At 48.8% G+C, this 25,936-nt stretch carries 21 protein-coding genes; 18 read left to right on the plus strand and 3 right to left on the minus strand.

Annotated elements, in window-relative coordinates:
• Positions 1 to 17: 17 nt before the first annotated feature.
• Complete coding sequence (gene hmpA / locus K9N75_RS04705) at positions 18 to 1,208, minus strand: NO-inducible flavohemoprotein (RefSeq protein ID WP_039185842.1); 1,191 nt, start codon at positions 1,206 to 1,208, stop codon at positions 18 to 20.
• A 370-nt stretch (positions 1,209 to 1,578) separates the two neighbouring features.
• On the opposite strand from hmpA, the gene glyA reads away from it, so the two are divergent.
• Positions 1,579 to 2,832, plus strand: coding sequence for a serine hydroxymethyltransferase (glyA, locus tag K9N75_RS04710; protein ID WP_008812488.1), 1,254 nt, complete (start codon positions 1,579 to 1,581; stop codon positions 2,830 to 2,832).
• 61 nt (positions 2,833 to 2,893) lie between these two features.
• Here the strand turns inward: glyA and K9N75_RS04715 are convergent, their stop codons facing one another.
• On the minus strand, positions 2,894 to 3,904 hold the full coding sequence (locus K9N75_RS04715) for a PRD domain-containing protein (protein ID WP_224452278.1): 1,011 nt from the start codon (positions 3,902 to 3,904) through the stop codon (positions 2,894 to 2,896).
• Between the two features lie 179 nt (positions 3,905 to 4,083).
• Between K9N75_RS04715 and K9N75_RS04720 the strand changes: the two genes are divergently transcribed.
• Both K9N75_RS04720 and K9N75_RS04725 read left to right on the plus strand, forming a co-directional pair.
• Positions 4,084 to 4,749, plus strand: coding sequence for a DUF1007 family protein (locus K9N75_RS04720; RefSeq protein WP_008812490.1), 666 nt, complete (start codon positions 4,084 to 4,086; stop codon positions 4,747 to 4,749).
• A complete protein-coding gene (locus K9N75_RS04725; RefSeq protein WP_166712977.1) occupies positions 4,740 to 5,750 on the plus strand; it encodes a nickel/cobalt transporter in 1,011 nt (336 codons plus the stop codon). The genes K9N75_RS04720 and K9N75_RS04725 overlap by 10 nt, the downstream gene beginning before the upstream one ends.
• A 65-nt stretch (positions 5,751 to 5,815) precedes the next feature.
• On the opposite strand, the gene suhB is transcribed toward K9N75_RS04725, so the two are convergent.
• Positions 5,816 to 6,619, minus strand: coding sequence for an inositol-1-monophosphatase (gene suhB / locus K9N75_RS04730; protein WP_008812492.1), 804 nt, complete (start codon positions 6,617 to 6,619; stop codon positions 5,816 to 5,818).
• Between the two features lie 232 nt (positions 6,620 to 6,851).
• Here suhB and trmJ point away from each other — a divergent pair, with 232 nt between their 5' ends.
• From trmJ to rlmN, 15 genes are all read left to right on the plus strand, one after another.
• Positions 6,852 to 7,583 (plus strand): tRNA (cytosine(32)/uridine(32)-2'-O)-methyltransferase TrmJ, encoded by a 732-nt coding sequence (trmJ, locus tag K9N75_RS04735; protein ID WP_004847477.1) that lies wholly within the window; start codon positions 6,852 to 6,854, stop codon positions 7,581 to 7,583.
• Positions 7,584 to 7,815: 232 nt separating this feature from the next.
• On the plus strand, positions 7,816 to 8,313 hold the full coding sequence (iscR, locus tag K9N75_RS04740; protein WP_004847474.1) for a Fe-S cluster assembly transcriptional regulator IscR: 498 nt from the start codon (positions 7,816 to 7,818) through the stop codon (positions 8,311 to 8,313).
• Between the two features lie 70 nt (positions 8,314 to 8,383).
• A complete protein-coding gene (locus K9N75_RS04745; protein WP_004847473.1) occupies positions 8,384 to 9,598 on the plus strand; it encodes an IscS subfamily cysteine desulfurase in 1,215 nt (404 codons plus the stop codon).
• A 30-nt stretch (positions 9,599 to 9,628) separates the two neighbouring features.
• Complete coding sequence (iscU, locus tag K9N75_RS04750; RefSeq protein WP_004847471.1) at positions 9,629 to 10,015, plus strand: Fe-S cluster assembly scaffold IscU; 387 nt, start codon at positions 9,629 to 9,631, stop codon at positions 10,013 to 10,015.
• Between the two features lie 100 nt (positions 10,016 to 10,115).
• Positions 10,116 to 10,439, plus strand: coding sequence for an iron-sulfur cluster assembly protein IscA (gene iscA / locus K9N75_RS04755; protein ID WP_004847469.1), 324 nt, complete (start codon positions 10,116 to 10,118; stop codon positions 10,437 to 10,439).
• Between the two features lie 148 nt (positions 10,440 to 10,587).
• The gene (gene hscB / locus K9N75_RS04760; protein WP_004847467.1) at positions 10,588 to 11,106 is read left to right on the plus strand and encodes a co-chaperone HscB; all 519 of its coding nucleotides are present in this window, start codon (positions 10,588 to 10,590) and stop codon (positions 11,104 to 11,106) included.
• A gap of 80 nt (positions 11,107 to 11,186) precedes the next feature.
• Positions 11,187 to 13,037 carry a Fe-S protein assembly chaperone HscA gene (hscA, locus tag K9N75_RS04765; protein ID WP_039185851.1) on the plus strand — a complete coding sequence of 617 codons (1,851 nt, stop codon included), beginning with the start codon at positions 11,187 to 11,189 and terminating at the stop codon, positions 13,035 to 13,037.
• A 2-nt stretch (positions 13,038 to 13,039) separates the two neighbouring features.
• Positions 13,040 to 13,375 (plus strand): ISC system 2Fe-2S type ferredoxin, encoded by a 336-nt coding sequence (fdx, locus tag K9N75_RS04770; RefSeq protein ID WP_004847463.1) that lies wholly within the window; start codon positions 13,040 to 13,042, stop codon positions 13,373 to 13,375.
• A 70-nt stretch (positions 13,376 to 13,445) separates the two neighbouring features.
• Positions 13,446 to 13,646, plus strand: coding sequence for a Fe-S cluster assembly protein IscX (iscX, locus tag K9N75_RS04775; RefSeq protein ID WP_004847462.1), 201 nt, complete (start codon positions 13,446 to 13,448; stop codon positions 13,644 to 13,646).
• Positions 13,647 to 13,942: 296 nt separating this feature from the next.
• Entirely contained in the window at positions 13,943 to 15,241 is a 1,299-nt protein-coding gene (gene pepB, locus K9N75_RS04780; RefSeq protein WP_039185853.1) for an aminopeptidase PepB, read from the plus strand.
• A gap of 88 nt (positions 15,242 to 15,329) precedes the next feature.
• Entirely contained in the window at positions 15,330 to 16,166 is an 837-nt protein-coding gene (gene sseB / locus K9N75_RS04785; protein ID WP_130974773.1) for an enhanced serine sensitivity protein SseB, read from the plus strand.
• A 138-nt stretch (positions 16,167 to 16,304) separates the two neighbouring features.
• On the plus strand, positions 16,305 to 21,293 hold the full coding sequence (locus tag K9N75_RS04790; RefSeq protein WP_224452279.1) for an alpha-2-macroglobulin family protein: 4,989 nt from the start codon (positions 16,305 to 16,307) through the stop codon (positions 21,291 to 21,293).
• A 10-nt stretch (positions 21,294 to 21,303) separates the two neighbouring features.
• Complete coding sequence (pbpC, locus tag K9N75_RS04795) at positions 21,304 to 23,628, plus strand: peptidoglycan glycosyltransferase PbpC (protein WP_224452280.1); 2,325 nt, start codon at positions 21,304 to 21,306, stop codon at positions 23,626 to 23,628.
• A 298-nt stretch (positions 23,629 to 23,926) separates the two neighbouring features.
• Positions 23,927 to 24,358 (plus strand): nucleoside-diphosphate kinase, encoded by a 432-nt coding sequence (gene ndk / locus K9N75_RS04800; RefSeq protein ID WP_004847454.1) that lies wholly within the window; start codon positions 23,927 to 23,929, stop codon positions 24,356 to 24,358.
• A 410-nt stretch (positions 24,359 to 24,768) separates the two neighbouring features.
• Positions 24,769 to 25,905, plus strand: coding sequence for a dual-specificity RNA methyltransferase RlmN (rlmN, locus tag K9N75_RS04805; protein ID WP_095661749.1), 1,137 nt, complete (start codon positions 24,769 to 24,771; stop codon positions 25,903 to 25,905).
• Positions 25,906 to 25,936 lie beyond the last annotated feature (31 nt).

Genomic DNA, 25,936 nt, shown 5'->3' on the forward strand with positions numbered 1-25,936 from the left:
AATCGCTGTTCGAAAACTCATACCACTTTATGCGGCCCAAAACACTCATAGTGCATACGATCTGCATCGACACCCAGTGCCTGTAGCTGTTTTGCAACATGTTGCATAAAGCCTACCGGTCCGCAGAAATAATAGTGCATTTCATTATTTTTCAACGCATCAGCGACCGGAGTGATATCCATTAAACCCTGATAGTTAAAATCGACATCAATGCAATCGTCTGCGCTGGTCTGCTGTAGCCAGACGTGGCTTTGTGCGTTTGGCATAGCGGCAATAATCGTATTCACTTCATCGGCAAAGGCGCGTACTTTGCTGTTTTCTGCAGCATGCAGCCACTGAATTTCACCCTGATGACCGCGTGCCTGTAGCGTGCGTAGCATGCCGAGCATAGGTGTTTGGCCTACGCCGCCTGAAATCAGTGCAACAGGCGTGTTTTCTTTGACTTCAAGGAAGAAATCACCGTGCGGAGGTGCGATTTGAATTACGTCGCCTTCTTGCGCGATATCATGCATAAAGTTCGAAACTTGACCCTGACCTTCGCGTTTTACCGCAATACGATAGTATTCACCGTTGGGTTCGTTGGTCAGAGAATATTGGCGGATTTCTTGATGTGGCAAGCTCGGATGGCGGATATAAACCGCTAAGTATTGACCCGGCTGGAAATCAGCCACGCGGCTTCCGTCTTCGGGGACCAGAATAAAGCTGGTGATGAGATCGCTTTGTTTCTCTTTTTTGAGGATCTTGAACGGACGCAGATCGCGCCAGCCACCTTGTGTGCTTTCACTCTGTTGATAAATCTGTGATTCGCGCTGAATAAAGACGTCGGCTAAAACACCATAGGCTTTGCCCCATGCATCCAGCACCTCATCTCCCGGATTAAACATCTCTTCCAGCGTTTTTAGCAGGTGATGACCGACGATCTGATACTGTTCGGGCTGAATATTGAAGCTGGCGTGTTTCTGTGCAATACGCTCAACTGCAGGTAACAACGCCGCCAGATTTTCAATATTTGTCGCGTACGCGCAGATCGCATTGAACAGCGCTTCACGCTGGTCTCCATTACGTTGGTTACTCATATTGAAAATTTCTTTCAGCTCTGGATTGTGCTCAAACATGCGATCGTAAAAATGCGCGGTGAGTTTTGGTCCAGTTGCAGCCAGTAAAGGGATGGTCGATTTAACGGTGGCGATGGTTTGGCTATCCAGCATAAAAGTATCCTCACAGATGCAGGTGTTTTTAATGATGTATTTTAAATGCAACTTACAGATTTTTCTTTGCGCTGTAAATCCCTATTTTTGTTGTGTTGATGTTATTTAGTGACCTCTCTTACAAATATTGTTTCTGTTAAGTGAAATAGTTGCACATCACATTTGAAGAAAACTCCGGTTGCAATGCCTGTTGTTTCGCCAGATCAAATCCTTATTCCACGCCAAGCCAATCGTTTGCGTAAAAACATGGCCTAGGGTCTATCGTAACAAGGTGAAAACATATTACACTGTGGGCAGTCGCCCAAGAGGGTGTGTTTTTATTGAACAATGTCTAATAGACAATTCAGGTTAGCTGAGTCAGGAGAAGCGGATGTTAAAGCGTGAAATGAACATTGCCGATTACGATGCCGAGCTGTGGCAGGCAATGGAGCAGGAAGTCGTGCGTCAGGAAGAGCATATTGAGCTTATCGCATCAGAAAACTACACCAGCCCGCGTGTCATGCAGGCTCAGGGCTCTCAGCTGACCAACAAGTATGCTGAAGGCTATCCAGGTAAGCGTTACTACGGCGGCTGCGAATATGTCGACGTAGTTGAACAGCTGGCAATCGATCGCGCTAAAGAGCTGTTTGGTGCTGATTACGCGAACGTGCAGCCGCACTCAGGTTCTCAGGCTAACTTTGCTGTTTACACCGCGTTGTTGCAGCCAGGCGATACCGTTTTAGGCATGAACTTGGCACATGGTGGCCATTTAACCCACGGTTCTCCAGTTAACTTCTCTGGCAAACTGTATAACATCGTTCCTTATGGTATCGATGAAAGTGGTCATATTGACTATGACGATCTGGCTACTCAGGCTGAAAAACATCAGCCGAAAATGATTATCGGTGGCTTCTCTGCCTATTCTGGCGTGGTTGACTGGGCTAAAATGCGTGAAATTGCTGACCGTATCGGCGCCTATTTGTTTGTCGATATGGCTCACGTTGCTGGTCTGGTCGCAGCCGGTGTTTATCCAAACCCAGTTCCACATGCTCACGTTGTGACCACCACCACACACAAAACGCTGGCTGGCCCTCGCGGTGGCTTGATTTTGGCGAAAGGCGGCAGCGAAGAGATGTATAAAAAGCTGAACTCCGCGGTGTTCCCTGGTGCGCAAGGCGGCCCTCTGATGCATGTCATCGCGGGTAAAGCAGTGGCGCTGAAAGAAGCGATGGAACCTGAGTTCAAGGCATATCAACAGCTGGTTGCGAAAAACGCCAAAGCGATGGTTGAAGTCTTCCTGAAGCGTGGATACAAAGTGGTTTCTGGCGGTACTGAAAACCACCTGTTCCTGTTGGATCTGGTTGATAAAAACATCACTGGTAAAGATGCCGACGCCGCGCTGGGTCGTGCAAATATCACCGTGAACAAAAACAGCGTTCCTAACGATCCTAAGAGCCCGTTTGTCACTTCAGGTGTGCGTGTTGGTACCCCTGCAATTACTCGTCGTGGCTTTAAAGAAGCTGAAGCGCGTGAACTGGCTGGCTGGATGTGTGATGTGCTGGATAACATCAACGATGAAGCTACTATTGAACGCACCAAACAGAAAGTTTTGGATATCTGCGCCCGGTTACCGGTTTACGCATAATCTCTGATTTCTGATGTGCCAAGCCCGCGTAATTGCGGGCTTTTTCGTATCTGTGAAACCTCTATCTTTCGGCGAGCACGCCTTCCTGTATTAGCCATGCGCCAAAACTAACCGCGATGAGGCAAAGCTCTTCGGGAGGAAAATGAATTTGGTAATTTTGTTCGATACGTTGAACGGCTTTCTGAGTCATTGACATCAGTCCGGGATAGCGGGTTTCGATCTCTTCCAGCAGAGGGTTACCTATTTTTATCCCAAATAAGCAGCGCTCAATTGCTGGCCCCATATGGGCAAAAAGTTGAGTGCAAAGCTGTTCACGATGGTTAAAGGTTATTTGGGTCAGTTTTTCAATTTGCTGAATGGCTAATTCGGTTTCATCCATGAGATGCCGATCTTCTGAGTGCATCTCAGGTAAATAGCGATAGGTTTTAATGAGCGTTAAGAACAGCGTGGTAAATTCAGACTCAAGCTCATGTATCCCCATAGGCAACGAACCGTGGGTGGCTTGGCAGAGACGTTCAGCAATACGGTATTCTTCTTTCTCGCGCAGCCAATATTTTAAATGTTGCGGGAATGACGGCAGAGAGAGCGTTTGTCTTTGATACCGGCAGTAGCGTAAAAAATACTGAATTAGCTCTCGGGGTTGCTCGCCAAACGTTCGATGTAGTGTCGACTCGGCTTGCTCAAGAATATCGTCGATCTGCTGGAGAAAGTGTGCAGACGGCGGAGCGGGAGATTTTTCATTGATGCGGGGAATGAATATGGTTTCGATGCTATTTGGGAGCAGACGTTGAGCTCGCCTCAGCCAATGCAGCATACATAGCCGCTGATCATAGGCAGAGCCCTGTAGTCGATACCCCTGTTTCGGATGGTATACCACGCGTAATGCATGGAAACGCATGATCTCCTGACCGATGCTATGGATATCCTGTTCGGCTTGTTCAGGCAAAACCCGATTGATCCGACCAATAGTAGTCAGATGCAGTGGGGTAGTCGGTGTAAAAAGCAATAGCACAAGATTGCAGTGCCTTTGCTGTGCTGAGAGCTCAGGCACCAGAGGTGTGTCTAAACTCATATTCATTTCTCTTTGGCTGAGGTCAGTGAATGAACATGTTTCGTTGGCTAAGAATAGCAAAGTTGTGCAAAGCCGCAGGGTTGATATGCCATGTTTTTGTATTTTTGTGATACAGAAATAAATGAATGTAATATTTTGCCGCGCTTTGTCGCTGTGGCTAGTGATTAAACAGGGAGTTTATGTTGCATTTTGACATCAAAAATCAGCGTATTTATCGTTGGATTAGCATTTTATTCATCACCTTTGGCCTGTTTGGGACGCAGTCTGCTATGGCTCATCCACACAGTTTCATTGAGATGAAAAATTCTTTGGTCATTACGGATAATCAATTAACCGGCATGAAAATGACGTGGACCATGGATCCTTTAACGTCCGCGGATTTGCTTTATGATGCGGGAAATGCGGCGAACGGATCGGAGATTTGGAAGCAGCTTGCGGCAGAAGTCATGGCAAACGTTATTGGCCAGCACTATTTTACCGAGCTATACCATGAGGGCAAAAAGGTAAAATTCCTCAATCGTCCGAGTGAGTACCACCTTAGCCGTGAGGGTAATCATGCCATTTTGTCATTCGAGATGCTGCTGGCAAAACCCCAGCCGCTCAATGCTGAATTTACGCTCATGACATATGATCCCACGTACTATGTAGATATGACCTATGCCGATGATAAATCAGTGACTTTGCCAATAGATGTGCAGGCACGCTGTACTCTCAATGTGATAACACCAAAGCCAGATACGTCGCTAAAAGCCTATGCGCTGAACTTAGATAAGGCCGATGCGCCGGATGAAGATATGGAGCTCGGCAAGCAATTCGCCCAGCGAGTGGAGATAAAATGTCATTGATATTCTCCTCTACCAAAAAATCCTCTACGTGTGGGCGTTATATCCCTATTGCCATGATGACTGCGTTAGCGATGAGCGCGCTGGTATATGCATTTGTACACTGGAATGACTGGTTACTGGTGAGTATTGAATGGCAGAAATCGCTCCATCAGTCGATGTCATATTTATTACAGCGAGTGGCAGATAATGCGCGGCAGGCAGGTTTAACGCTGGTAGCATTGAGTTTTGCTTACGGTGTTCTGCATGCGCTTGGGCCGGGACACGGTAAAGTTGTCATTACGACCTATTTGGCAACGCATCCCTCACGTTTACGTAGCAGTGTACGTTTGACGCTGGCGGCTTCATTACTACAAGGCTTGGTGGCTATTGCGCTGGTTTCCGGCGTGTTAGGTGTGCTGCAGCTTTCAACCCGCGACTTACACCTAAGCAGTTTTTGGTTAGAGAAAGCTAGCTATGCTTTGGTGATATTTCTCGGTGCGGTGCTTTGCTGGCGAGCGTTAAATAAGATCAGGATGATTAGGCGTAGCTCGCTAAAATCTGGCCTACAGATTTCTGTGATAAAGCCGTTAGAGCACCATCACCAGCATAGCGCCAACTGTGGCTGTGGCCATAAGCATGTGGCAAATGACCGTGAAATTGCGACGGCAACCACGTGGCGAACTCAGTTGGCAGTGGTTGCTGCGATGGGTATGCGACCTTGTTCTGGGGCTATTTTAGTGCTGCTGTTTTCCAAGGTCATTGGCGTTTATCTGTGGGGCGTGTTAGCTGCCATGGCAATGGCTGCAGGTACGGCGTTGACGATTAGCGGAATTGCATTTTTAGTGCACATCGCTCGGAAAATAGTGGAGCGCTGGGCAATACAACGTGGCCGAAACTTTAGTCCTTATTGGCGTTTAGCGCTGATGCTAGCCGGAGGCGTGCTGCTTATTTTGATTGGTCTATTGATGTATCAAAGTGCGGCGCTAACGGGGATGGGAAGCGGCAGAGTGTTTGGACGATAACGGCCAGCCGCTAAAACGAAAAAGCCGCTCGAAAGAGCGGCTTTTTTACTGAACAAGCGGAAGAATTAACGCTTCAGCGCTTCGCTCAGTTCATCACGTACGTTAGCCAGAATAGCTTTAACAACGCGTGGGTTACCCGCAATGATATTGCCAGAGCTCAGGTAGTTATGACCACCAACAAAGTCGGTCACCAGACCGCCAGCTTCACGAACCAGCAGTTCACCACCGGCGAAATCCCATGGTTTCAGACCAATTTCAAAGAAACCGTCAACGCGGCCAGCGGCAACATAGGCCAGATCCAGCGCAGCGGAACCGGTGCGACGGAAGTCAGCACACTGAGTGAACAACTTGCCCAAAATGGCGATATAAGCAGGAGCGTGTTGTTTAACTTTGAATGGGAAGCCGGTCGCCAGAATAGTACCGTCTAAATCTTTAGCCGCTGCACCACGCAGACGATAGCCATTCAACTGAGCGCCCTGACCGCGGGTTGCAGTGAACAGTTCGTTACGCATTGGATCATAAACAACAGCGACTTCAGTACGGCCTTTGATGCGTACTGCGATAGAGACTGCGAAATGTGGAAGACGTTTGATGAAGTTTGCAGTGCCATCCAGTGGATCAACTACCCATTGAATGTCGTGATCTTCACCGACCAACTCACCGCGTTCTTCGCTGATAATCGTGTGCTTAGGGTAAGACTTACGGATAGTCTCAATGATCAGGTGTTCAGCGTCACGGTCAACGTTGGTCACAAAATCGTTGCTGCCTTTCTGTGTAGTTTCAACAGCGTCAGGAGTTTCGTAATTTTTGGCAATCAGGTTACCAGCCTTACGCGCAGCGCGTATGGCGATATTCAGCATCGGATGCATGGGTATCTTCCACGGGATGTTAAAGAACAGGAAACGGCGCGCATTATAGCAGGCTGTGAATTAAACAGCCACGTCTGATTTCAATTCACTCCTGTTTATATCTGGCCAATAGATCGCGATGAAAAGGTGGGCATGATGAAAACTCAATCAGAAACGGATTAAATCAATAGAAACGATCAATAGAAGCTTTATGTTAAGATATCCCGATTATCCAAACCAACTCAGAGTTAGCATGCTGGACAACATTCGTATTGTGCTGGTGGAGACTTCCCATACCGGAAACATGGGTTCGACTGCACGAGCTATGAAAACTATGGGGTTAACTAACCTCTATCTCGTCAATCCACTCGTGAAACCGGATTCTCAGGCCATTGCCTTGTCGGCTGGTGCGAGCGACGTCATCGGTAACGCGACTATCGTTGATACCTTTGATGAGGCTATCGCAGGCTGCAGCCTCGTCGTTGGCACTAGCGCACGTTCTCGTTCGTTGCCTTGGCCCATGTTAGAACCACGCGAATGCGGTCAGCGTAGCGCGATGGAATCTGAACATGCACCGGTAGCGATTGTCTTTGGCCGTGAGCGCGTTGGTCTGACAAATGAAGAATTGCAAAAGTGTCACTACCACGTGGCGATCCCGGCTAATCCAGAATACAGCTCGTTGAATTTGGCGATGGCGGTACAGATCATTTCTTATGAAATTCGTGTTGCTCATCTCGATCGTATTGCCGCGCACGAGCCGGTGCCGGAAGAAGAGCCGTATCCATTGGTGGACGATCTTGAACGTTTCTACGCTCATCTGGAAGAAACTCTGCACGCGACAGGATTTATCCGTCCGACTCATCCGGGCAATATCATGAGCCGCTTGCGCCGATTGTTTACTCGTGCTCGTCCAGAGGCGCAAGAATTGAACATTTTGCGCGGTATTTTGGCGTCAATTGAGAAGCAAGAGCACGGAAAGCACTAAATCGAGACTGCTTTCGTCGGAATATCATAGTAAAATACACAGGTATTCCGATGAGTAAGATGCTGATAGTAAACAGGGAATGTTGTTGTACTGGTAACGTTGTTTTAACAGGATGTAATAGTTGAGTGAATTACTAGGTTAAATAGTTGACTGTTTTACTCAGGAATGAGAAAATTAACGCGTTCGATAAGTAAGCGTGTTTCATCTTTTTTCTTAAAGGTTACTATTTGCCATGAGACTGACATCCAAAGGCCGTTACGCTGTTACAGCTATGCTTGATGTGGCATTGCACTCCCAGGAAGGGCCAGTTCCGCTGGCAGATATTTCCGAACGTCAGGGCATCTCGCTCTCTTATTTGGAACAATTATTTTCGCGTCTGCGCAAGAATGGATTAGTTTCCAGCGTGCGTGGACCGGGCGGTGGTTATTTGCTGGGTAAAGATGCAGCTGAAATCGCCGTAGGTACCGTGATCACTGCCGTTGATGAATCTGTTGATGCAACGCGTTGTCAGGGTAAAGAAGGTTGTCAGGGTGGGACCCGTTGTCTGACGCATACGCTGTGGCGTGACTTGAGTGAGCGTATCAGCGGTTTTCTGAATAACATCACTCTGGCTGAACTGGTGAATAACCAAGAAGTGCTAGATGTTGCCGATCGCCAGAATTCCGATACGCGTCGTGGTGCCAATACTAACGGTCGTCAGGACACGATTAACGTGAATCTGCGCGCATAAGCAGCTGCGACGACGAGTCATAACACTTTCTTTAAATGCATTATTTGGAAGTGATGTACGGAGCAAGAGAATGAAATTACCGATTTATCTAGACTATTCAGCAACTACGCCAGCCGATCCGCGCGTAGCTGAAAAGATGATGCAGTTTTTAACCTTGGACGGTACTTTCGGTAACCCGGCTTCACGTTCCCACCGTTTTGGGTGGCAGGCGGAAGAAGCGGTCGATATCGCACGTAACAACATTGCTGAACTGGTCGGTGCCGATCCGCGTGAGATCGTCTTTACCTCCGGAGCAACCGAATCTGACAACCTGGCGATTAAAGGTGCTGCTAATTTCTATCAGAAGAAAGGCAAACACATCATCACCAGTAAAACCGAACATAAAGCTGTGCTGGACACTTGCCGTCAGTTAGAACGTGAAGGCTTTGAAGTGACCTATCTGGCACCGCAGCGTAACGGTATTATCGATCTCAAAGAGCTAGAAGCAGCCATGCGTGAAGATACCATTGTGGTTTCTATCATGCATGTAAACAATGAGATTGGCGTGATTCAGGACATCGAAGCTATCGGTGAACTGTGCCGCAGCCGTGGCATCATCTTCCACGTTGATGCGACGCAAAGCGTAGGCAAATTGCCTATCGATTTGAGCAAATTGAAAGTCGATTTGATGTCTTTCTCTGGCCACAAAATTTATGGCCCGAAAGGTATTGGTGCACTGTACGTCCGTCGTAAACCACGCGTTCGTATTGAAGCACAGATGCACGGCGGTGGTCATGAGCGCGGTATGCGTTCAGGTACCTTGCCTGTTCATCAGATCGTCGGTATGGGCGAAGCTTACCGTATCGCTAAAGAAGAAATGGCTACCGAAGTTCCACGTCTGCGCGCGCTGCGCGATCGTCTGTGGGATGGATTAAAAGATCTTGAAGAAGTGTACCTAAATGGTTCTTTAGAGCACGGTGCACCGAATATCCTGAACGTAAGCTTTAATTACGTCGAAGGCGAATCCTTAATTATGGCATTGAAAGATCTTGCCGTATCCTCTGGTTCAGCCTGTACTTCTGCCAGTTTGGAGCCGTCATACGTGCTGCGTGCTTTGGGAATGAACGATGAGTTAGCTCATAGCTCTATTCGTTTCTCATTGGGTCGCTTTACCACGGAAGAAGAGATCGACTACGCCATCGCTCTGGTTCGCAAGTCTATTGGCCGTCTGCGCGACCTATCTCCACTGTGGGATATGTTCAAGCAGGGTGTAGACATCAGCACCATTGAGTGGGCTGCTCATTAATCTCAGGATTCAAATTTAAGGAGTAACGTTATGGCTTACAGCGACAAAGTTATTGATCATTATGAAAATCCGCGCAACGTTGGTTCTTTCGATAACGAAGATCCAACCATTGGCAGCGGCATGGTCGGCGCACCTGCGTGTGGCGACGTGATGAAGTTGCAGATTAAAGTCAACAATGAGGGTATCATTGAAGATGCTCGCTTTAAGACTTATGGCTGTGGTTCAGCAATCGCATCAAGTTCACTGGTTACCGAATGGGTAAAAGGCAAGTCTCTCGATCAAGCTCAGGCTATCAAAAATACGGATATTGCCGAAGAGCTGGCTCTGCCACCAGTGAAAATTCACTGTTCGATTTTGGCTGAAGACGCCATTAAAGCGGCTATTGCAGATTATAAAACGAAGCATTCCGCTAAGTAATTTGTAGACGTTTTTCAGTGAGTTTCAGGGCTGGCGATTTAAGACTGAATCGCCAGTAGCCGTTATCAGAGAAACGCTTAACAAGAATTGAGGTTGTTGTATGTCTATTAGCATGAGCGACGCTGCCGCACAGCGCGTACAGACATTTTTGGCTAACCGCGGTAAAGGGTATGGCTTACGTCTGGGAGTGAGAACTTCTGGCTGTTCGGGAATGGCGTATGTACTGGAATTTGTTGATGCACCCAACGAAGATGATGTGGTGTTTGAAGACAAAGGCGTAAGAGTGATCGTTGATGGTAAAAGCTTGGCGTATCTTGATGGTACGGAGCTGGACTTCGTGAAAGAAGGCCTGAACGAGGGCTTTAAGTTCAACAACCCAAATATGACCAGCGAGTGCGGCTGCGGCGAAAGCTTTAACGTCTGATTGGCCGGACTGCTGTCTGCTGACGTATCGCAACGTTTTGTATACCCGTCATACTTCAAGCTGCATGTGCGTCGCCTGCGACTCGAATTATTTAGGGTATATGAGGTATTTTGGACACCTCATCCACAGACCAACATCAGAGCACGGCATGGATTACTTCACATTATTCGGGCTGCCGGTTCGCTACCCAGTGGACGGCAGCCTTCTTGCTTCACGCTATCAGGAATTGCAGCGTCAATTCCATCCCGATCGCTACGCGTCCAAACCTGAACGCGAGCGTATGCAGGCTATTCAACAAGCTGCAACCATCAATGATGCCTATCAAACTCTAAAACATCCCCTTAAACGCGCAGAGTATATGCTCTCTTTGCAGGGATTTGATTTGAGTAATGAACAGCACACAATGCGTGATACATCGTTCCTTATGGAACAGTTAGAATTGCGTGAAGAGCTAGATGGTATTGCGCATAAGGCCGACCCTGAAGAAGCGTTAATAGCCTTTTCAGCGCGGATCGCTAAAATGACCAAAACGCGCAGTGCACAGATGCTTACCGAGCTGGATCAACAGCAGTGGGAATCAGCGGCGGACACTGTACGTAAGCTACGTTTTCTCGACAAGCTACAGCAGCAAGTGGAACAACTCGAAGAAAAACTGCTGGGCCTATAACCGATTTTTGATTGTGTTGATTCAATGGATGTTTGCTAACAGACGTTGTTCTGACAAATCTTGTTTAACGGAAGCTCAAGATGGCTTTATTGCAAATTAGTGAGCCGGGGCTGAGTGCTGCTCCGCATCAACGCCGTTTAGCGGCGGGTATCGATTTAGGTACGACCAATTCATTGGTGGCGACCGTGCGCAGCGGCCAAGCAGAAACTCTGGCCGATGCGCAGGGCCGTCATTTGCTGCCTTCTGTCGTCCATTATCTTAAAGACGAAATTAACGTTGGCTATGACGCCCGCCAACAGGCGGCTCAAGATCCGGTTAATACCATTAGTTCTGCCAAGCGCCTGATGGGACGCTCTTTAGCCGATGTCCAAGCACGCTATCCGCATATGCCTTACCAGTTCGAGGCCAGCGAAAATGGCTTACCGATGATGATAACGGCGGGCGGATCGGTGAACCCCATTCAAGTGTCAGCTGAAATTTTAAAAGCGCTGGCAGAGCGTGCAAAAGAGACACTGGAAGGTGAGCTGGATGGTGTGGTAATCACCGTTCCTGCTTATTTTGATGATGCTCAGCGCCAAGGGACGAAAGACGCAGCGCGTCTGGCTGGCTTGCATGTATTGCGTTTGCTGAATGAGCCTACCGCGGCGGCGATTGCCTATGGTTTAGATTCAGGCCAAGAAGGTGTAATTGCGGTATACGATCTGGGCGGTGGCACTTTCGATATTTCTATTCTGCGCTTAAGCCGTGGTGTCTTCGAAGTTTTAGCGACCGGCGGCGATTCGGCTCTGGGCGGTGATGATTTCGACCATCTGCTGGCCGATTTTTTACGTGAGCAATCTGGTTATGCCGATCGCAGCGATGCGCGTATTCAGCGCCAGTTCCTTGATGTGGCTGTTGAAGCCAAGATCGCGCTCAGCAATGCTGAAAAAGTAGACGTTGAGGTAGCGGGCTGGAAAGGCTGCGTGACTCGCGCGCAGTTTGACGAACTGATTGGATCTTTGGTTAAGCGGACTTTGCTTTCCTGTCGCCGTGCGTTGAAAGATGCTGGCGTCACCGCCGATGAAGTCATTGAAGTGGTGATGGTTGGGGGATCTACTCGTGTTCCTTTAGTTCGTGAACTGGTGGGCGATTTCTTTGGCCGTACGCCGCTGACCTCTATCGACCCCGATCGCGTCGTGGCCATTGGTGCCGCTATTCAGGCAGATATTCTGGTGGGTAACAAACCTGATTCGGAAATGCTGCTGTTGGACGTTATCCCACTGTCTCTGGGCTTAGAAACCATGGGCGGATTGGTTGAGAAAGTGATCCCGCGCAATACCACGATTCCGGTAGCGCGCGCGCAGGAGTTCACGACGTTCAAAGATGGTCAAAACGCCATGATGATCCATGTTGTGCAGGGTGAGAGAGAGCTGGTCCAAGATAACCGCTCTCTTGCACGTTTCACTTTGCGAGGGATCCCTGCCATGCCTGCTGGCGGTGCGCATATTCGCGTAACTTTCCAAGTCGATGCTGATGGTCTACTGAGCGTCACCGCGATGGAAAAATCCACCGGTGTGCAATCTTCGATTCAGGTAAAACCATCATATGGCCTGAGCGATGATGAAATCATCACCATGATTAAAGACTCCATGGCAAATGCCACGGGGGATATCAGTGCGCGTATGCTGGCGGAACAAAAAGTAGAAGCGGCTCGTGTGTTGGAAAGCCTGAACGGTGCGCTGGCGGAAGATTCTGCACTGCTCAGCGAGTCAGAGCTGAGTAACATCAAGCAGGCCGTTACTGCCCTAGAGCAGGCCGCTGCGGGTGATGTTGCTGGAGATATTGAAGCTGCGATTAAAGTGCTTGATGCACAAACGCAAGAATTTGCTGCGCGCCGGATGGATGCATCTGTTCGCCGAGCGCTGGCTGGTCATTCTGTGGATGAGGTTTAAAAATGCCAAAAATCGTATTTCTTCCTAATCAGGAGCACTGCCCAGATGGCGCAGTTCTTGAAGCTCAGGAAGGCGAAACGATTCTCGACGTTGCTCTGCGTAACGGAATCGAAATTGAACATGCTTGCGAGAAATCATGCGCTTGCACAACCTGCCACTGTATCGTCCGCGAAGGTTTTGACTCGCTGGAAGAAAGCAGCGAGCTGGAAGATGACATGCTAGATAAAGCATGGGGTCTAGAACCGGAAAGTCGCCTGAGCTGTCAGGCAAAAGTAGCGGATCAGGATTTGGTTGTCGAGATCCCTCGTTACACCGTTAACCACGCGCGTGAGCATTAAAATAAGCGATTGTGTTTGCCACTTTTAACGTGGGCAGGGCAGTACTCATAACGCTTATTAGGGAGAAGATATGGGACTTAAGTGGCAAGACAGCCGTGAGATTGGCGAAGCGCTGTATGACGCGTTTCCAGATGTTGATCCTAAAACGGTTCGTTTCACCGATATGCACCAGTGGATTTGCGATCTAGAAGATTTCGATGATGATCCTACAAAATCGAACGAAAAAATTCTGGAAGCGATCTTGCTAGTCTGGTTAGATGAAGCAGAGTAAACAGCATAGGGCTACCTGAGAAGGTGGCCTTTTTACTAAATGTACCCGTAGTAAATGTACCCGTCATAATTCAAGCCGCATCAGGGGGAGTGATGTTCGTTGAGTACGCATCATTGGAATGCGCTCGCTGGCTGCCTCAATGCAACTCGAATTATTTTTGGTATAAGTACTGAGCAATAATAATCGCTGAACAATTTCACTGAAAAACGAACGATTAATAACTATACCCCGCATCATACAAGTTACGGTCAACGCATCTGTATTTGACGTAAGACGGGGATATCAGGAGAAGACTTATGTCGAACGAATTTATGCCGATTAGTTTGTCCCATCAGCCAGCGGATGCACGCTGGGGGGAAAAAGCACTGTTGAGCTCTAATGCCGAAGGTATGGTGATCCATCTGAACGGTAGCGGCGAACTTGTCGCCGTCCAGCGTGCGGCACGTAAGCTGGATGGCCAAGGGATCAAACAGGTACATCTGAGCGGTGAAGGCTGGGATCTGGAAAAATGCTGGGCATTCTGGCAAGGCTACCGTGGTCCAAAAGGATCGCGTCAGGTGCAGTGGCCAGAACTGAGCGAATCCGATCGTGCTGAATTGGATCGCCGCCTGAAGATCGTTGACTGGGTACGAGACACGATCAATGCGCCAGCTGAAGACGTTGGCCCTTCGCAACTGGCACAGCGCGCAGTCGATCTAATGTGCAGCGTAGCGTGCGATAACGTGAGCTATCGCATTACCAAAGGTGAAGATCTACGTGAACAGGGTTACATGGGGCTGCATACCGTCGGTCGCGGCTCTGAACGTTCACCAGTGTTGCTTGCATTGGACTACAACCCAACCGGCAATCCTGATGCACCGGTTCTGGCTTGCTTGGTAGGCAAAGGGATTACCTTTGACTCAGGTGGCTACAGCATGAAGCAAAGTGCATTCATGGACTCTATGAAGTCGGATATGGGCGGCGCGGCTACGGTTACCGGCGCACTGGCGTTGGCGGTTTCACGCGGTTTAAACCAGCGTGTAAAACTGTTTCTTTGCTGTGCCGATAACTTGGTCAGCGGCAACGCCTTTAAACTGGGCGATATTATCACTTACCGTAACGGTAAAACCGTTGAAATTATGAATACCGATGCGGAAGGACGCTTGGTCTTGGCCGACGGTTTAATTGATGCATCAGAACAGAATGCTGAGATGATCATCGATTGTGCCACGCTGACCGGCGCGGCTAAAACCGCCTTGGGTAATGACTACCATGCATTGTTCAGCTTTGATGACGCACTGGCTGCTGATTTACTGCAAAGCGCAGAGCAGGAAAACGAAGCCTTCTGGCGTTTGCCGCTGGCTGAGTTCCACCGTAGCCAACTACCCTCTAATTTCGCAGAGCTGAATAACGTTGCTGGTGCTGCATATGGCGCTGGAGCAAGTACCGCAGCGGCCTTCTTGTCTTATTTCGTTAAAGAGTATCGCCAAGGGTGGTTACATATTGACTGTTCCGCTACCTATCGCAAGAGCGCGGTCGATCAGTGGGCGGCGGGTGCAACGGGTCTAGGCGTACGAGCGCTGGCGAATCTGTTGTTGGAAAAAGCAAAGGCTTAATGACGAGCTTTAGACCTCATTCTACGCCTCCTCCGAAAAAGAGGAGGCTGGAAGGTGGCTGATATACCGATCATTTTTGGAGTACCCGATGAGTTCTCATCATCACGATCATCACCATGACACACCAGAAGAACAGCTAGAAAAAAGCCTTGAAAAGGCGGTGAAAGATCCTGCTTATCGCACGTTGTTTTATCGCACGTTGCTAGATTCTACGGTTTATATTCTGGCTGAAAGCGGTGTACAGGATAAAGGTGAGTTAATCATAGCGCCTAATGCTGAGCTGAATATTCAGCATTGGGAGATGCAGGATGGTCTATCAACAATTCCCTTTTTCTCCTCGCTGAAAATGCTACAGCAGGCGGTTGAGGATGAAGAACAGCCGTTTATGGCACTGCCGGTGCGCGATTTATTTGCGATGACAAAAGGCGCGCAGCTGTTTCTGAATCCAAAATGTGAATATGGCAAAGCCTTTTATCCGCAGGAAGTGGGAATGCTCCTTCAGACAGGGGGCATGGCGCAGCCGATGGAGCAGGTGATTGACGGTGGTAGCAAAATCTTACTTGGTCAGCCGGAAGAGTACCCGTCTGCAATGGTTGATGCGCTAACGACGTTATTTACCCAGCGTAAAATTGTACGTAATGCTTATTTGGCCCTATTTCAGGATCAAACCGCGGATGAAAAGCCAAATCTTTTGATTGGATTAGAAATTGACGGCTCCGATGCTGAAATCGAACTGTTAATTCAGGAAACGGGAAGCTTAGCGAGCGAAACGGCACCAGAAGAGGAGCCCGTTGATCTCTGCCTGGTGACGGATGAGAAAGGCGATGCGGTAAGTCACTATCTCAAAACGCATACTCAGCCGTTTTATCAGCGCCGCTGGGGCAGTTGGCTTAGAAATAGCATTCCAGCCAGTGGAACTGCGTAATAATACAATTCGAGAGAGAGCCGCAAGGCTCTCTATTTTCATTTTAGGCCTAGTATATTCTGAATTAAATTTTCGGCATTTCACTTTCATTATTTGTCGCAGATAATAGAGTCATTCGGACTAATAATGGAAAATGTCATGCGCGAAGGATCATCCCTGCCAGATAAACACTGTACCGCACGTATTTTGCGTCGTAGTGCACTCGTGGCCGCACTTATCACCGTGCTTTCTGCATGTGACAACAGCGATGTGAAAACCACGGTACCATCGGATTCGGCAACAGCGACGACTACGCAAAAGAAAGTATTAAGCGATGCCGATTTAGCGCAGCTGGCAAAACAGTCAAAGGGCAAGGCTCTCGCTTTACTTGATGCCTCTGAACTTCAATTGGATGGCGCTGCGGCACTGGTTCTGACATTTTCCGTTCCCCTAGATCCCAAACAAAAATTTGCCGATCGTGTTCATTTGGTCGACACAGAGAATGGCAAAATTGATGGTGCGTGGGAGCTGGCAGATAATTTACGTGAACTGCGTTTGCGTCATTTAGAGCCAAAGCGCAAATTATTATTAACGGTTGATCCTGAATTGACCGCTCTCAATGGCGCGATTTTGGGTAAAGAAGCCCAACAGAAAATAGCCACCAAGGATATTCAACCAAGCGTTGGGTTTGCTAGCCGCGGTTCGCTATTGCCAGGTAAAGTCGCAGCGGGTTTACCGGTCATGGCGCTTAACGTGAACAGTGTTGATGTGAATTTCTATCGCATCAAATCGACGTCGCTACCCGCGTTTCTATCTGAGTGGGGCTATGGTCAGTCTGTTGAATCTTGGCGTGCCGACGAATTGCTAAAAATGGCCGATCTTGTTTATACCGGACGTTTTGATCTTAACCCTCAGCGTAACACGCGAGAAAAACTTCAACTGCCACTCGCAGATATTAAGCCATTACAAGACAGCGGTGTTTACCTTGCGGTTATGCAGCAGGCAGGTCGCTACACCTATAGCAATCCAGCCACGTTACTCACGCTGAGCGATATTGGTGTTTCGTTACATAGCTACCATGAACGCATGGATGTATTTACTCAAGCACTCGCCGGTGGTGGAGCGATGAAAGACGTCGCTTTGCAGGTGCTAGATGAGAAAGGGCGCGTGCTGGCTGAAGGTAAAACGGATGCGCAGGGTCATGCACAGCTGGGTAAATCACCGAAAGCCAAATTACTGTTGGCGACCCAAAACGGGCAGACCAGCATTATCGATTTAACACAACCCGCGTTAGATCTCAGCGAGTTTGATATTGACGGTCCAAAGGGGTTCACCAAGCAGATATTTGCCTTTGGTCCCCGCGATCTCTATCGCCCAGGCGAAACGGTCATCGTTAACGCGTTGCTGCGCGATGCTGATGGACAGCCACTGCCGGAACAGCCGATTAAAGTGGATGTTTTACGTCCAGATGACAGCGTGGCATCCAGCTTTGTCTGGAAGCCAGAAAATGGGCTGTATCAGTATCGTTATGCCTTGCCGGAGGGTGCGGCAACCGGCAAATGGTCGCTGCGCTTTAACCTTGGTGATAACCAACCGCGTTATTACGCCATCAATGTTGAAGACTTCATGCCAGAGCGTATGGCATTAGACGTCAAACCGCAAAGTGTGGCTCCGCTTGAGATGAACCAGAGCGTAACGTTTGATGTCTCTGGTCGCTATTTATATGGTGCTCCGGCGGACTCCAATCGCTTACAAGGCCAGCTTTATTTGCGTCCACTCACTGAAGCCGTTGCCGATTTACCGGGCTATCGTTTTGGTTTAGAGCCAGAGGAAAGCCTCAGACGCACTTTGGATGAAGTCGATACCACGCTGGATGCACAAGGTAAAGCGAGTATCAAAACAGAAAGCCAGTGGGGTGATGTTAAATCGCCGGTGCGTCTTATTTTTCAAGCAAGTTTATTAGAGTCAGGTGGACGTCCTGTCACTCGTCGCAGTGAACAGAATGTGTGGCCGGCTAAAACGTTGTCAGCAATTCGTCCTTTGTTTGGTAAGCAAGAAATCTACGATTATCAAACCAATAGCTATCGCAGCCAGCCAATGGTAGATGAAAATAGCGAAGCCTCGTTTGATGTTATCTATACCGATCCTCAAGGGAAGCGCTTGGCGAAGCAGGGATTAAAAGCCACGCTCATTCAGGAACGTAGGGATTACTACTGGCAGTGGTCGGAGTCATCTGGCTGGCAGTCGCAGTACGATCAAAAAGATCTCGCAGTGGGAGAGCAAACGCTGAATATCGCTGCTGAAGGCAGTGCAAAAGTGAGCTTCCCCGTAGAGTGGGGCTCTTATCGTATTGAGGTCAAAGATCCCGATAATGGTTTAATAAACAGCGTGCGTTTCTGGGCTGGATACCGTTGGCAAGATAATACCGATGGTACGGGAGCAGTGCGTCCCGATCAGGTTAAGCTCAAACTGGATAAACCAAACTACCAACCGGGTGAAAAAGCCAAGGTCACGATTACTGCGCCAACCGCAGGTAAAGGCTATCTGATAATGGAGTCCAGTGAAGGGCCTCTGTGGTGGCAGGAAATTGACGTGCCGGAAAAAGGCATCACGGTCGACGTCCCCTTAAATCAGGCTTGGCGCCGTCACGATTTATATCTTAGTGCGCTGGTGGTTCGCCCTGGAGAGAAAGATCGACAAGTGACGCCGAAGCGCGCAGTAGGCTTATTGCATGTACCGCTGAATGAAGAGGCGCGTAGATTAGATGTGACGTTGACCGCTCAAGATAAAATTCGGCCTAATCAAACCGTACCCGTTCAGGTAAACGTCGCCAGCGTCAAAGGAGAGAAACAGAAAGACGTCATGGTGTTGCTCTCTGCGGTAGACGTTGGGATTCTTAATGTCACGGATTTTCAAACGCCTGACCCTTATGACGCCTTCTTAGGCCGTAAACGCTATGGTGCAGATCAATATGATATTTATGGTCAGTTGATTGAAGGATCGGGTCGTTTAGGTACGCTGCGTTTTGGTGGTGATGGCGATATGTCCCGCGGTGGTAAAAAACCGCCAACGGATGTCAATATTGTTGCTCAGCAGATGCAAAGAGTGGCCTTAGATGAAAATGGCAACGGCGTCATTCAACTGCCGGTGCCTGATTTTAACGGTGAATTGCGCTTGATGGCGCAGGCGTGGAATGGCCAGAATTTTGGTAGTGCAGAACGCAAGATGACGGTAGCCGCGCCGGTGATCGCGGAGTTGCAAACCCCACGTTTCTTAGCGGGCGGTGATAGCAGCCAACTCGCGCTTGATGTGACGAATTTATCAGGACATCCGCAGACCTTAGGGGTTGCGTTGACCACCAGTGGCCTAATTAGCCTCAGCGGTGAAAATAGTCAGCCGCTCGTTTTGGAAAATGGCGAACGCAAAACTCTAACCATCCCAGTGACTGCGCAAAATGGTTTTGGTGCAGGTAGCGTTGCGGTGCGAATTGTTGGGATGCAACTGCCTGGCGAACAAATCAGTGACTATCAGCACAGCTGGAAAATAGGTGTCCGCCCAGCGTATCCCGCTGAAACACGCCATTTGGCGAGCGTGATTCAGCCGGGAGAAAGCTGGAGTGTGGATGCAGCACAGCTTTCTGGGCTAGATGCTCCTGAAGCGAAGTTATTACTGACAAGCCGTCCGCCACTGAATATAGCCCGCTATATTCGTGAGCTGTACGCCTATCCGTATGGTTGTGCGGAGCAAACAACCAGTGGGCTCTATCCATCGTTATATACCAACCAGCAGCAGTTGGCGCAGTTAGGCATTAAAACTTCAAGCGATGAGGTTCGCCGCCAAAAAATTGAAACGGGTATTAATCGATTACTGGGAATGCAGCGCTACAACGGCAGCTTTGCGTTATGGAGTAGCGATGGCCCAGAGGAATATTGGCTGACCGCTTATGTAACCGACTTCTTGCATCGCGCGCGTGAACGTGGATTTGCGGTGTCTGACGACGGATTAAAGCAGGCAGATGCCGTATTACTGCGTTACCTGCAGGATCGTAACCGAATTGATGTGAGTTCCAGTGCTCGTCCAGACGCGACTCGCTTTGCCGTACAAGCCTATGCGGGATTTGTATTAGCCAAGCAAAAACAGGCTCCGTTAGGCGCCTTGCGTGAGTTGTATGAGCGCCGAGCTCAGGCTGAATCGGGTTTACCGCTGGTTCAATTAGGCATTGCTCTGAAGGTCATGGGGGATGTGCCGCGCAGTGAAGAGGCTTTGAAACAAGGCTTGGCAATGTCGCGTCAGTCTAACAATTACTGGTTAGACGATTATGGTAGCCCAGTGCGCGATGAAGCGATGATTATCGCGCTGATGGAAGAGTTTAACGTGGAGCCAAAAGCACAGGAACAGCGCTTACTTTCACTGTCCGATCGGCTGACAACCATCAAATATTTGTCTACGCAGGAACTGAATTCTGTGTTTATGGCAAGCAAAGATGCTATTGGTCAACCTGAGGGGCCATGGAAAACGGTTATTTCATCTGCCAAAGGGATGGATTTAGCCAGCGGTGAAAGCATGCAGGTGAAAGATTATGATGAGTCTTGGCTAGCTAATGGGTTAGTGATAGATAACCAAGGCGAGTCAGCACTTTATCCTCGTTTTGACGTAGTGGGGTATCCATCGTCAGCGCCGCAGCCGATGAGTAACAATTTGGATATCAAACGTGACTTCATTGGCTTGGACGGCAAACCTGTAGATTTAAACCAACTGAAAAGTGGACAATTGTTCTTAGTCCACTTGGATATCTGGTCATCTGAGCATGTACCAGACGCGCTGGTGGTTGATTTGCTACCGGCGGGGGTGGAACTGGAAAACCAAAATCTTAATGATTCCAGCGCCAGCATGAATGAAGCTGCCGCCGAAGTGGTTTCCCTGTTAGATGCCTCTCGCCAGTCAGCGGTTAAACACCAAGAGTTTAGAGACGATCGCTATATTGCCGCGATAGACGTTCAGCCAGAACAGCATACAACGCTGCTGTATCTTGCAAGAGCCGTAACTCCAGGGAAATACTTACTCCCCGCGCCTCAGGTAGAGTCTATGTATATTCCACAATGGCGCGCGGTAGGAAGCACACCAGAATCAGTCACCATTGGGCAGTGATAATCGGTTGATGATATTACTAAAACGGTTATGCAAGTGGTGCGGGATAATCGCACTGCTTGCGCTGTTGGTTGTTGCTGGACTCTGGGTAGCGGATAAAGTGTGGCCGCTACCTATCAAAGATGTACAAGTTGCTCGCATCGTGGTTGCAGCTGATGGATCTCCGCTATGGAGATTTGCTGATGGGCAAGGCGTTTGGCGATACCCTGTGAATGTTGAACAGGTTTCGCCTTATTATCTCCAAGCATTGTTAACTTATGAAGATCGCTGGTTTTACCAACATCCCGGCATCAATCCTTTTGCTTTAGCCCGTGCCGCATGGCAAGACGTTAGTCATGGCAGGATTATTTCTGGTGGCAGCACGTTATCCATGCAGGTCGCGCGTTTGCTCGATCCTCATTCCCGAACGTTTGGCGGCAAAGTTCGCCAAGTTTGGCGGACGGTTCAGCTTGAATGGCACCTGTCTAAAACTCAAATCCTTGAGCTTTATTTAAACCGCGCTCCTTTTGGTGGCACGCTGCAGGGAATTGGCGCTGCTAGTTGGGCCTATTTGGGCAAACCACCTGATGAACTCACTCGCTCTGAGGCGGCACTACTTGCGGTATTACCTCAGGCTCCTAGCCGTTTGCGTCCCGATCGTTACCCTATTCGCGCACAGGCCGCGCGGAATAAAGTGCTCGATCGTTTGGCTGAGTATCAAGTATGGGAGCAGCAGCAAGTTGATGATATTAAGCAGGAACCTGTTTGGTTGGCGCCGCGTCAGATGCCACAGAGTGCACCGCTGTTAGCTCGACGGATGATTCAAACCTATCCTCTGCAGGGGGTCATCAATACGACGATAGATGCCTCGCTACAGCGACAATTAGAAACGTTGGCTAAAGGTTGGGGCTCTCGTCTTCCCGCTAAGACTTCCGTTGGCGTTTTGATCGTTGATCATACTGATATGCAGGTAAAGGCATATCTGGGATCGCTAGATTTTGCTGACAATAGCCGCTTTGGACATGTGGATATGGTGAGAGCTTGGCGTTCTCCTGGCTCAACCTTAAAGCCATTCTTATATGGACTGGCCTTGGATGATGGATTGATCCACAACGAGTCGCTATTACAAGATGTTCCGCGGCGATTTGGCGATTATCGACCCGGTAATTTTGACACGGGTTTCCACGGCGCGGTAAGTGCCAGTGAAGCATTAACTCGATCGTTAAATTTGCCAGCTGTGCAGCTATTGGAGGCCTATGGCCCTAAGCGCTTTGCTGCTCAATTACGCAATGCAGGGTTAGAACTGAGTTTTCCCGATCACGCCGAACCGAATCTTGCGTTAATTTTAGGTGGGGCGGGGGCGCGCTTAGAACAGCTGGTTTCCACCTACAGTGCTTTGGCTCGTCAGGGGGAAAGTGCTGACTTGCGCTATGTCGTTGGGCAGAAAATATATAACCGTCCATTAATGTCGCCAGGAGCGGCATGGATTATTCGGCGTACGTTAGCAGGACAAGCAAGGCCAGAGCCCGATGATTCACTTAGCGCAGTAGTGCCTCTTGCATGGAAAACGGGCACCAGCTTCGGCTATCGAGATGCGTGGGCGATAGGTGTCAATGCGCGTTATACCATTGGTGTATGGGTTGGACGGCCTGATGGTACGCCAGTAGCAGGCCAGTTTGGTTATGCCACCGCGGTGCCATTGCTATTCCAACTGAATAATTTATTGCTGAATAACCCGACATTACGGGGTAATGGCTGGCCCACAGATCCGCGCCCATCGACGGTTACACGAGCAATGATCTGTTGGCCGAGTGGACAACCATCAAATGAACAAGACGGAAATTGTCGTCAAAGGCGCTCGACATGGGTACTGGATGGCACCACTCCACCTACGTTAGTTGCTCCAGAACAGGAGAGCAGTCAGGGGATTTGGCGGCATGAATGGCTAGATGATGAGGGTAAGCGAGTTGCTCCAGAATGTCATGGTGCGGTTGAAAAGTTGCTAGCACTCTGGCCCTTGCCGCTTGAGCCTTGGTTACCTGAGGTAGAAAAGCGAGCTAACCGTATTCCGGCAGCGAGTAAGGTTTGCCCTCCTCCGGTAGAAACCTTATCAGCTCCTCTCGTCTTGATTGGATTAAGTGATGGCTCAATTCTGCGACGTCCACCAGGAAAAACGGACATTGATTTGCGGTTGACTACGCAGGGCGGAGAGGGACAACGTTGGTGGTTTTTGAACGGAGAACTAGTTTCGCAGGAGGCATCGTTATTTTATCGATTCACTAAAGTTGGCCGTTATCAGCTCACAGTAATGGATGGCGGTGGACAAATTGCCAGCGTAGATTTTCAGGTGGAATGATACCGCTTTGTGCTTTAAATCAAAAAAGTAATATTTCCTTAACATTTTCATCTCATTTCAATAGGCAAATATTAGTCGCCCATCTATAATCGGCGGCGATTCATAGCCGGAGTTTGGCTATCGAGGTATGAAAATAAGAGAATAATCCTTTCATTCAAATGGTTAGAACTCTAAAAATATTCCATCTGCCTTGATGTGGTCGTAAACTCACAAAATAAGTCTCTCCGTAGTACTTAGCGTTAACGCGCTAATCGCGAAGGAGTTAACGGCTTTCATTGGAAGTTAGACAGAGGTTTAAATGACAGTAGAACGTACCTTCTCCATCGTAAAACCCAATGCGGTGGCTAAAAATGTTATTGGCGCTATTTATTCTCGTTTTGAAGCAGCAGGGCTGAAAATCGTTGCAGCAAAAATGGTTCATCTCACCCGTGAACAGGCTGAAGGTTTCTATGCGGAACACAAAGGCCGCCCATTCTTCGATGGTCTGGTTGATTTCATGACTTCTGGCCCGATTATGGTTCAGGTGCTGGAAGGTAAAGATGCCGTTCGCCGTAATCGTGAAATCATGGGGGCAACAAACCCTGAAAATGCATTAGCAGGTACGTTGCGCGCTGATTATGCAGATAGCCTGACCGAAAATGCGGCACACGGTTCTGACTCTTTAGAATCAGCCGAGCGTGAAATTGCCTATTTCTTTGCAAGCAATGAAGTTTGCCCACGCACTCGTTAATCGACTGCGCAAATCGGTAAGAGATTCTGTTCGTGAAGCTTAACGGCATAGCATCCCGCCGATAGACCGAGTACAATATCGCGCCCTGAGTGGTTATTCCTCAGGGCCGTTTTTTTAAACACATTATCAGCGTAATTATTAATACAATGTTTTTAATGTGTTGTACCTAACAAGACTGAATACGATGCGAACCGAGTTTGTATCTACCCGCAACAGGCGTTACGCTTGTCTAGTCAGTCACCTTAATTATCGCGCCGCAAAGTGTAACAACGAGGCCAGAGTTTAGTATGTCAAAAGATCCAGTGATCAAAGCCCATTCATCTCATTCAGATATTACGTCTGAATCTATTGTCGTCGAGTCAAACTTGTCTGAAATTAGCGCACCTATAAATGCTGCGCAGGCTGATGCTATGCAGTCTGCCCCGGCCAATACGTCGGAAAAAATTAACCTTCTCGATCTCGATCGCCAACAAATGCGCGAATTCTTCGCTAAGTTGGGTGAGAAACCTTTCCGCGCCGATCAGGTGATGAAATGGATGTATCACTACTGTTGCGATAATTTTGATGAGATGACCGACATCAATAAGGTGTTGCGTAATAAGCTCAAAGAAATTGCTGAAATTCGTGCCCCAGAAGTTGCTGAAGAGCAGCGCTCAACTGATGGCACCATTAAGTGGGCAATTCAGGTGGGCGACCAGCGGGTTGAAACGGTTTATATTCCGGAAGACGATCGCGCAACCTTATGCGTATCTTCGCAGGTCGGTTGTGCGCTGGAATGTAAATTCTGCTCTACCGCACAGCAAGGGTTTAACCGTAACCTGCGAGTATCAGAAATTATTGGTCAGGTATGGCGCGCTGCTAAGATTATCGGTGCGCATAAAGTCACGGGACAGCGCCCCATCACTAACGTTGTCATGATGGGCATGGGTGAGCCGTTGCTGAATTTGAACAACGTCGTGCCAGCAATGAACATCATGCTTGATGATTTCGGATTTGGTCTCTCCAAACGTCGCGTTACCTTATCGACCTCAGGCGTTGTTCCTGCTTTAGAGAAACTGGGCGATATGATTGACGTCGCGTTGGCCATCTCTCTTCATGCGCCGACAGATGAGATCCGAGACGAAATCGTACCTATCAACCGTAAATACAACATCGAAACTTTCCTCGGTGCGGTACGCCGCTATTTAGAGAAATCTAATGCAAATCAGGGGCGAGTGACGGTTGAGTACGTCATGCTGGATCATATCAACGATGGGATGGAGCACGCGCATCAGTTAGCTGAATGTTTAAAAGATACGCCATGCAAAATCAACCTAATCCCATGGAACCCGTTCCCGGGAGCGCCGTATGGCCGTAGCTCGAATAGTCGAGTAGACCGCTTCTCTAAAGTTTTGATGGAGTATGGCTTTACTGTGATCGTACGTAAGACACGCGGCGATGACATTGATGCGGCGTGTGGACAGCTGGCCGGTGATGTTATTGACCGAACAAAACGGACCATGAAGAAAAAAATGGCGGGTGAACCTATTACGGTTCGAGAGGTCTGACGCAGAGTGCGTTCATATTAGTGACTTCCCT

Source organism: Hafnia paralvei (assembly GCF_020150375.1).
GTDB classification, from domain to species: Bacteria; Pseudomonadota; Gammaproteobacteria; order Enterobacterales; family Enterobacteriaceae; genus Hafnia; species Hafnia paralvei.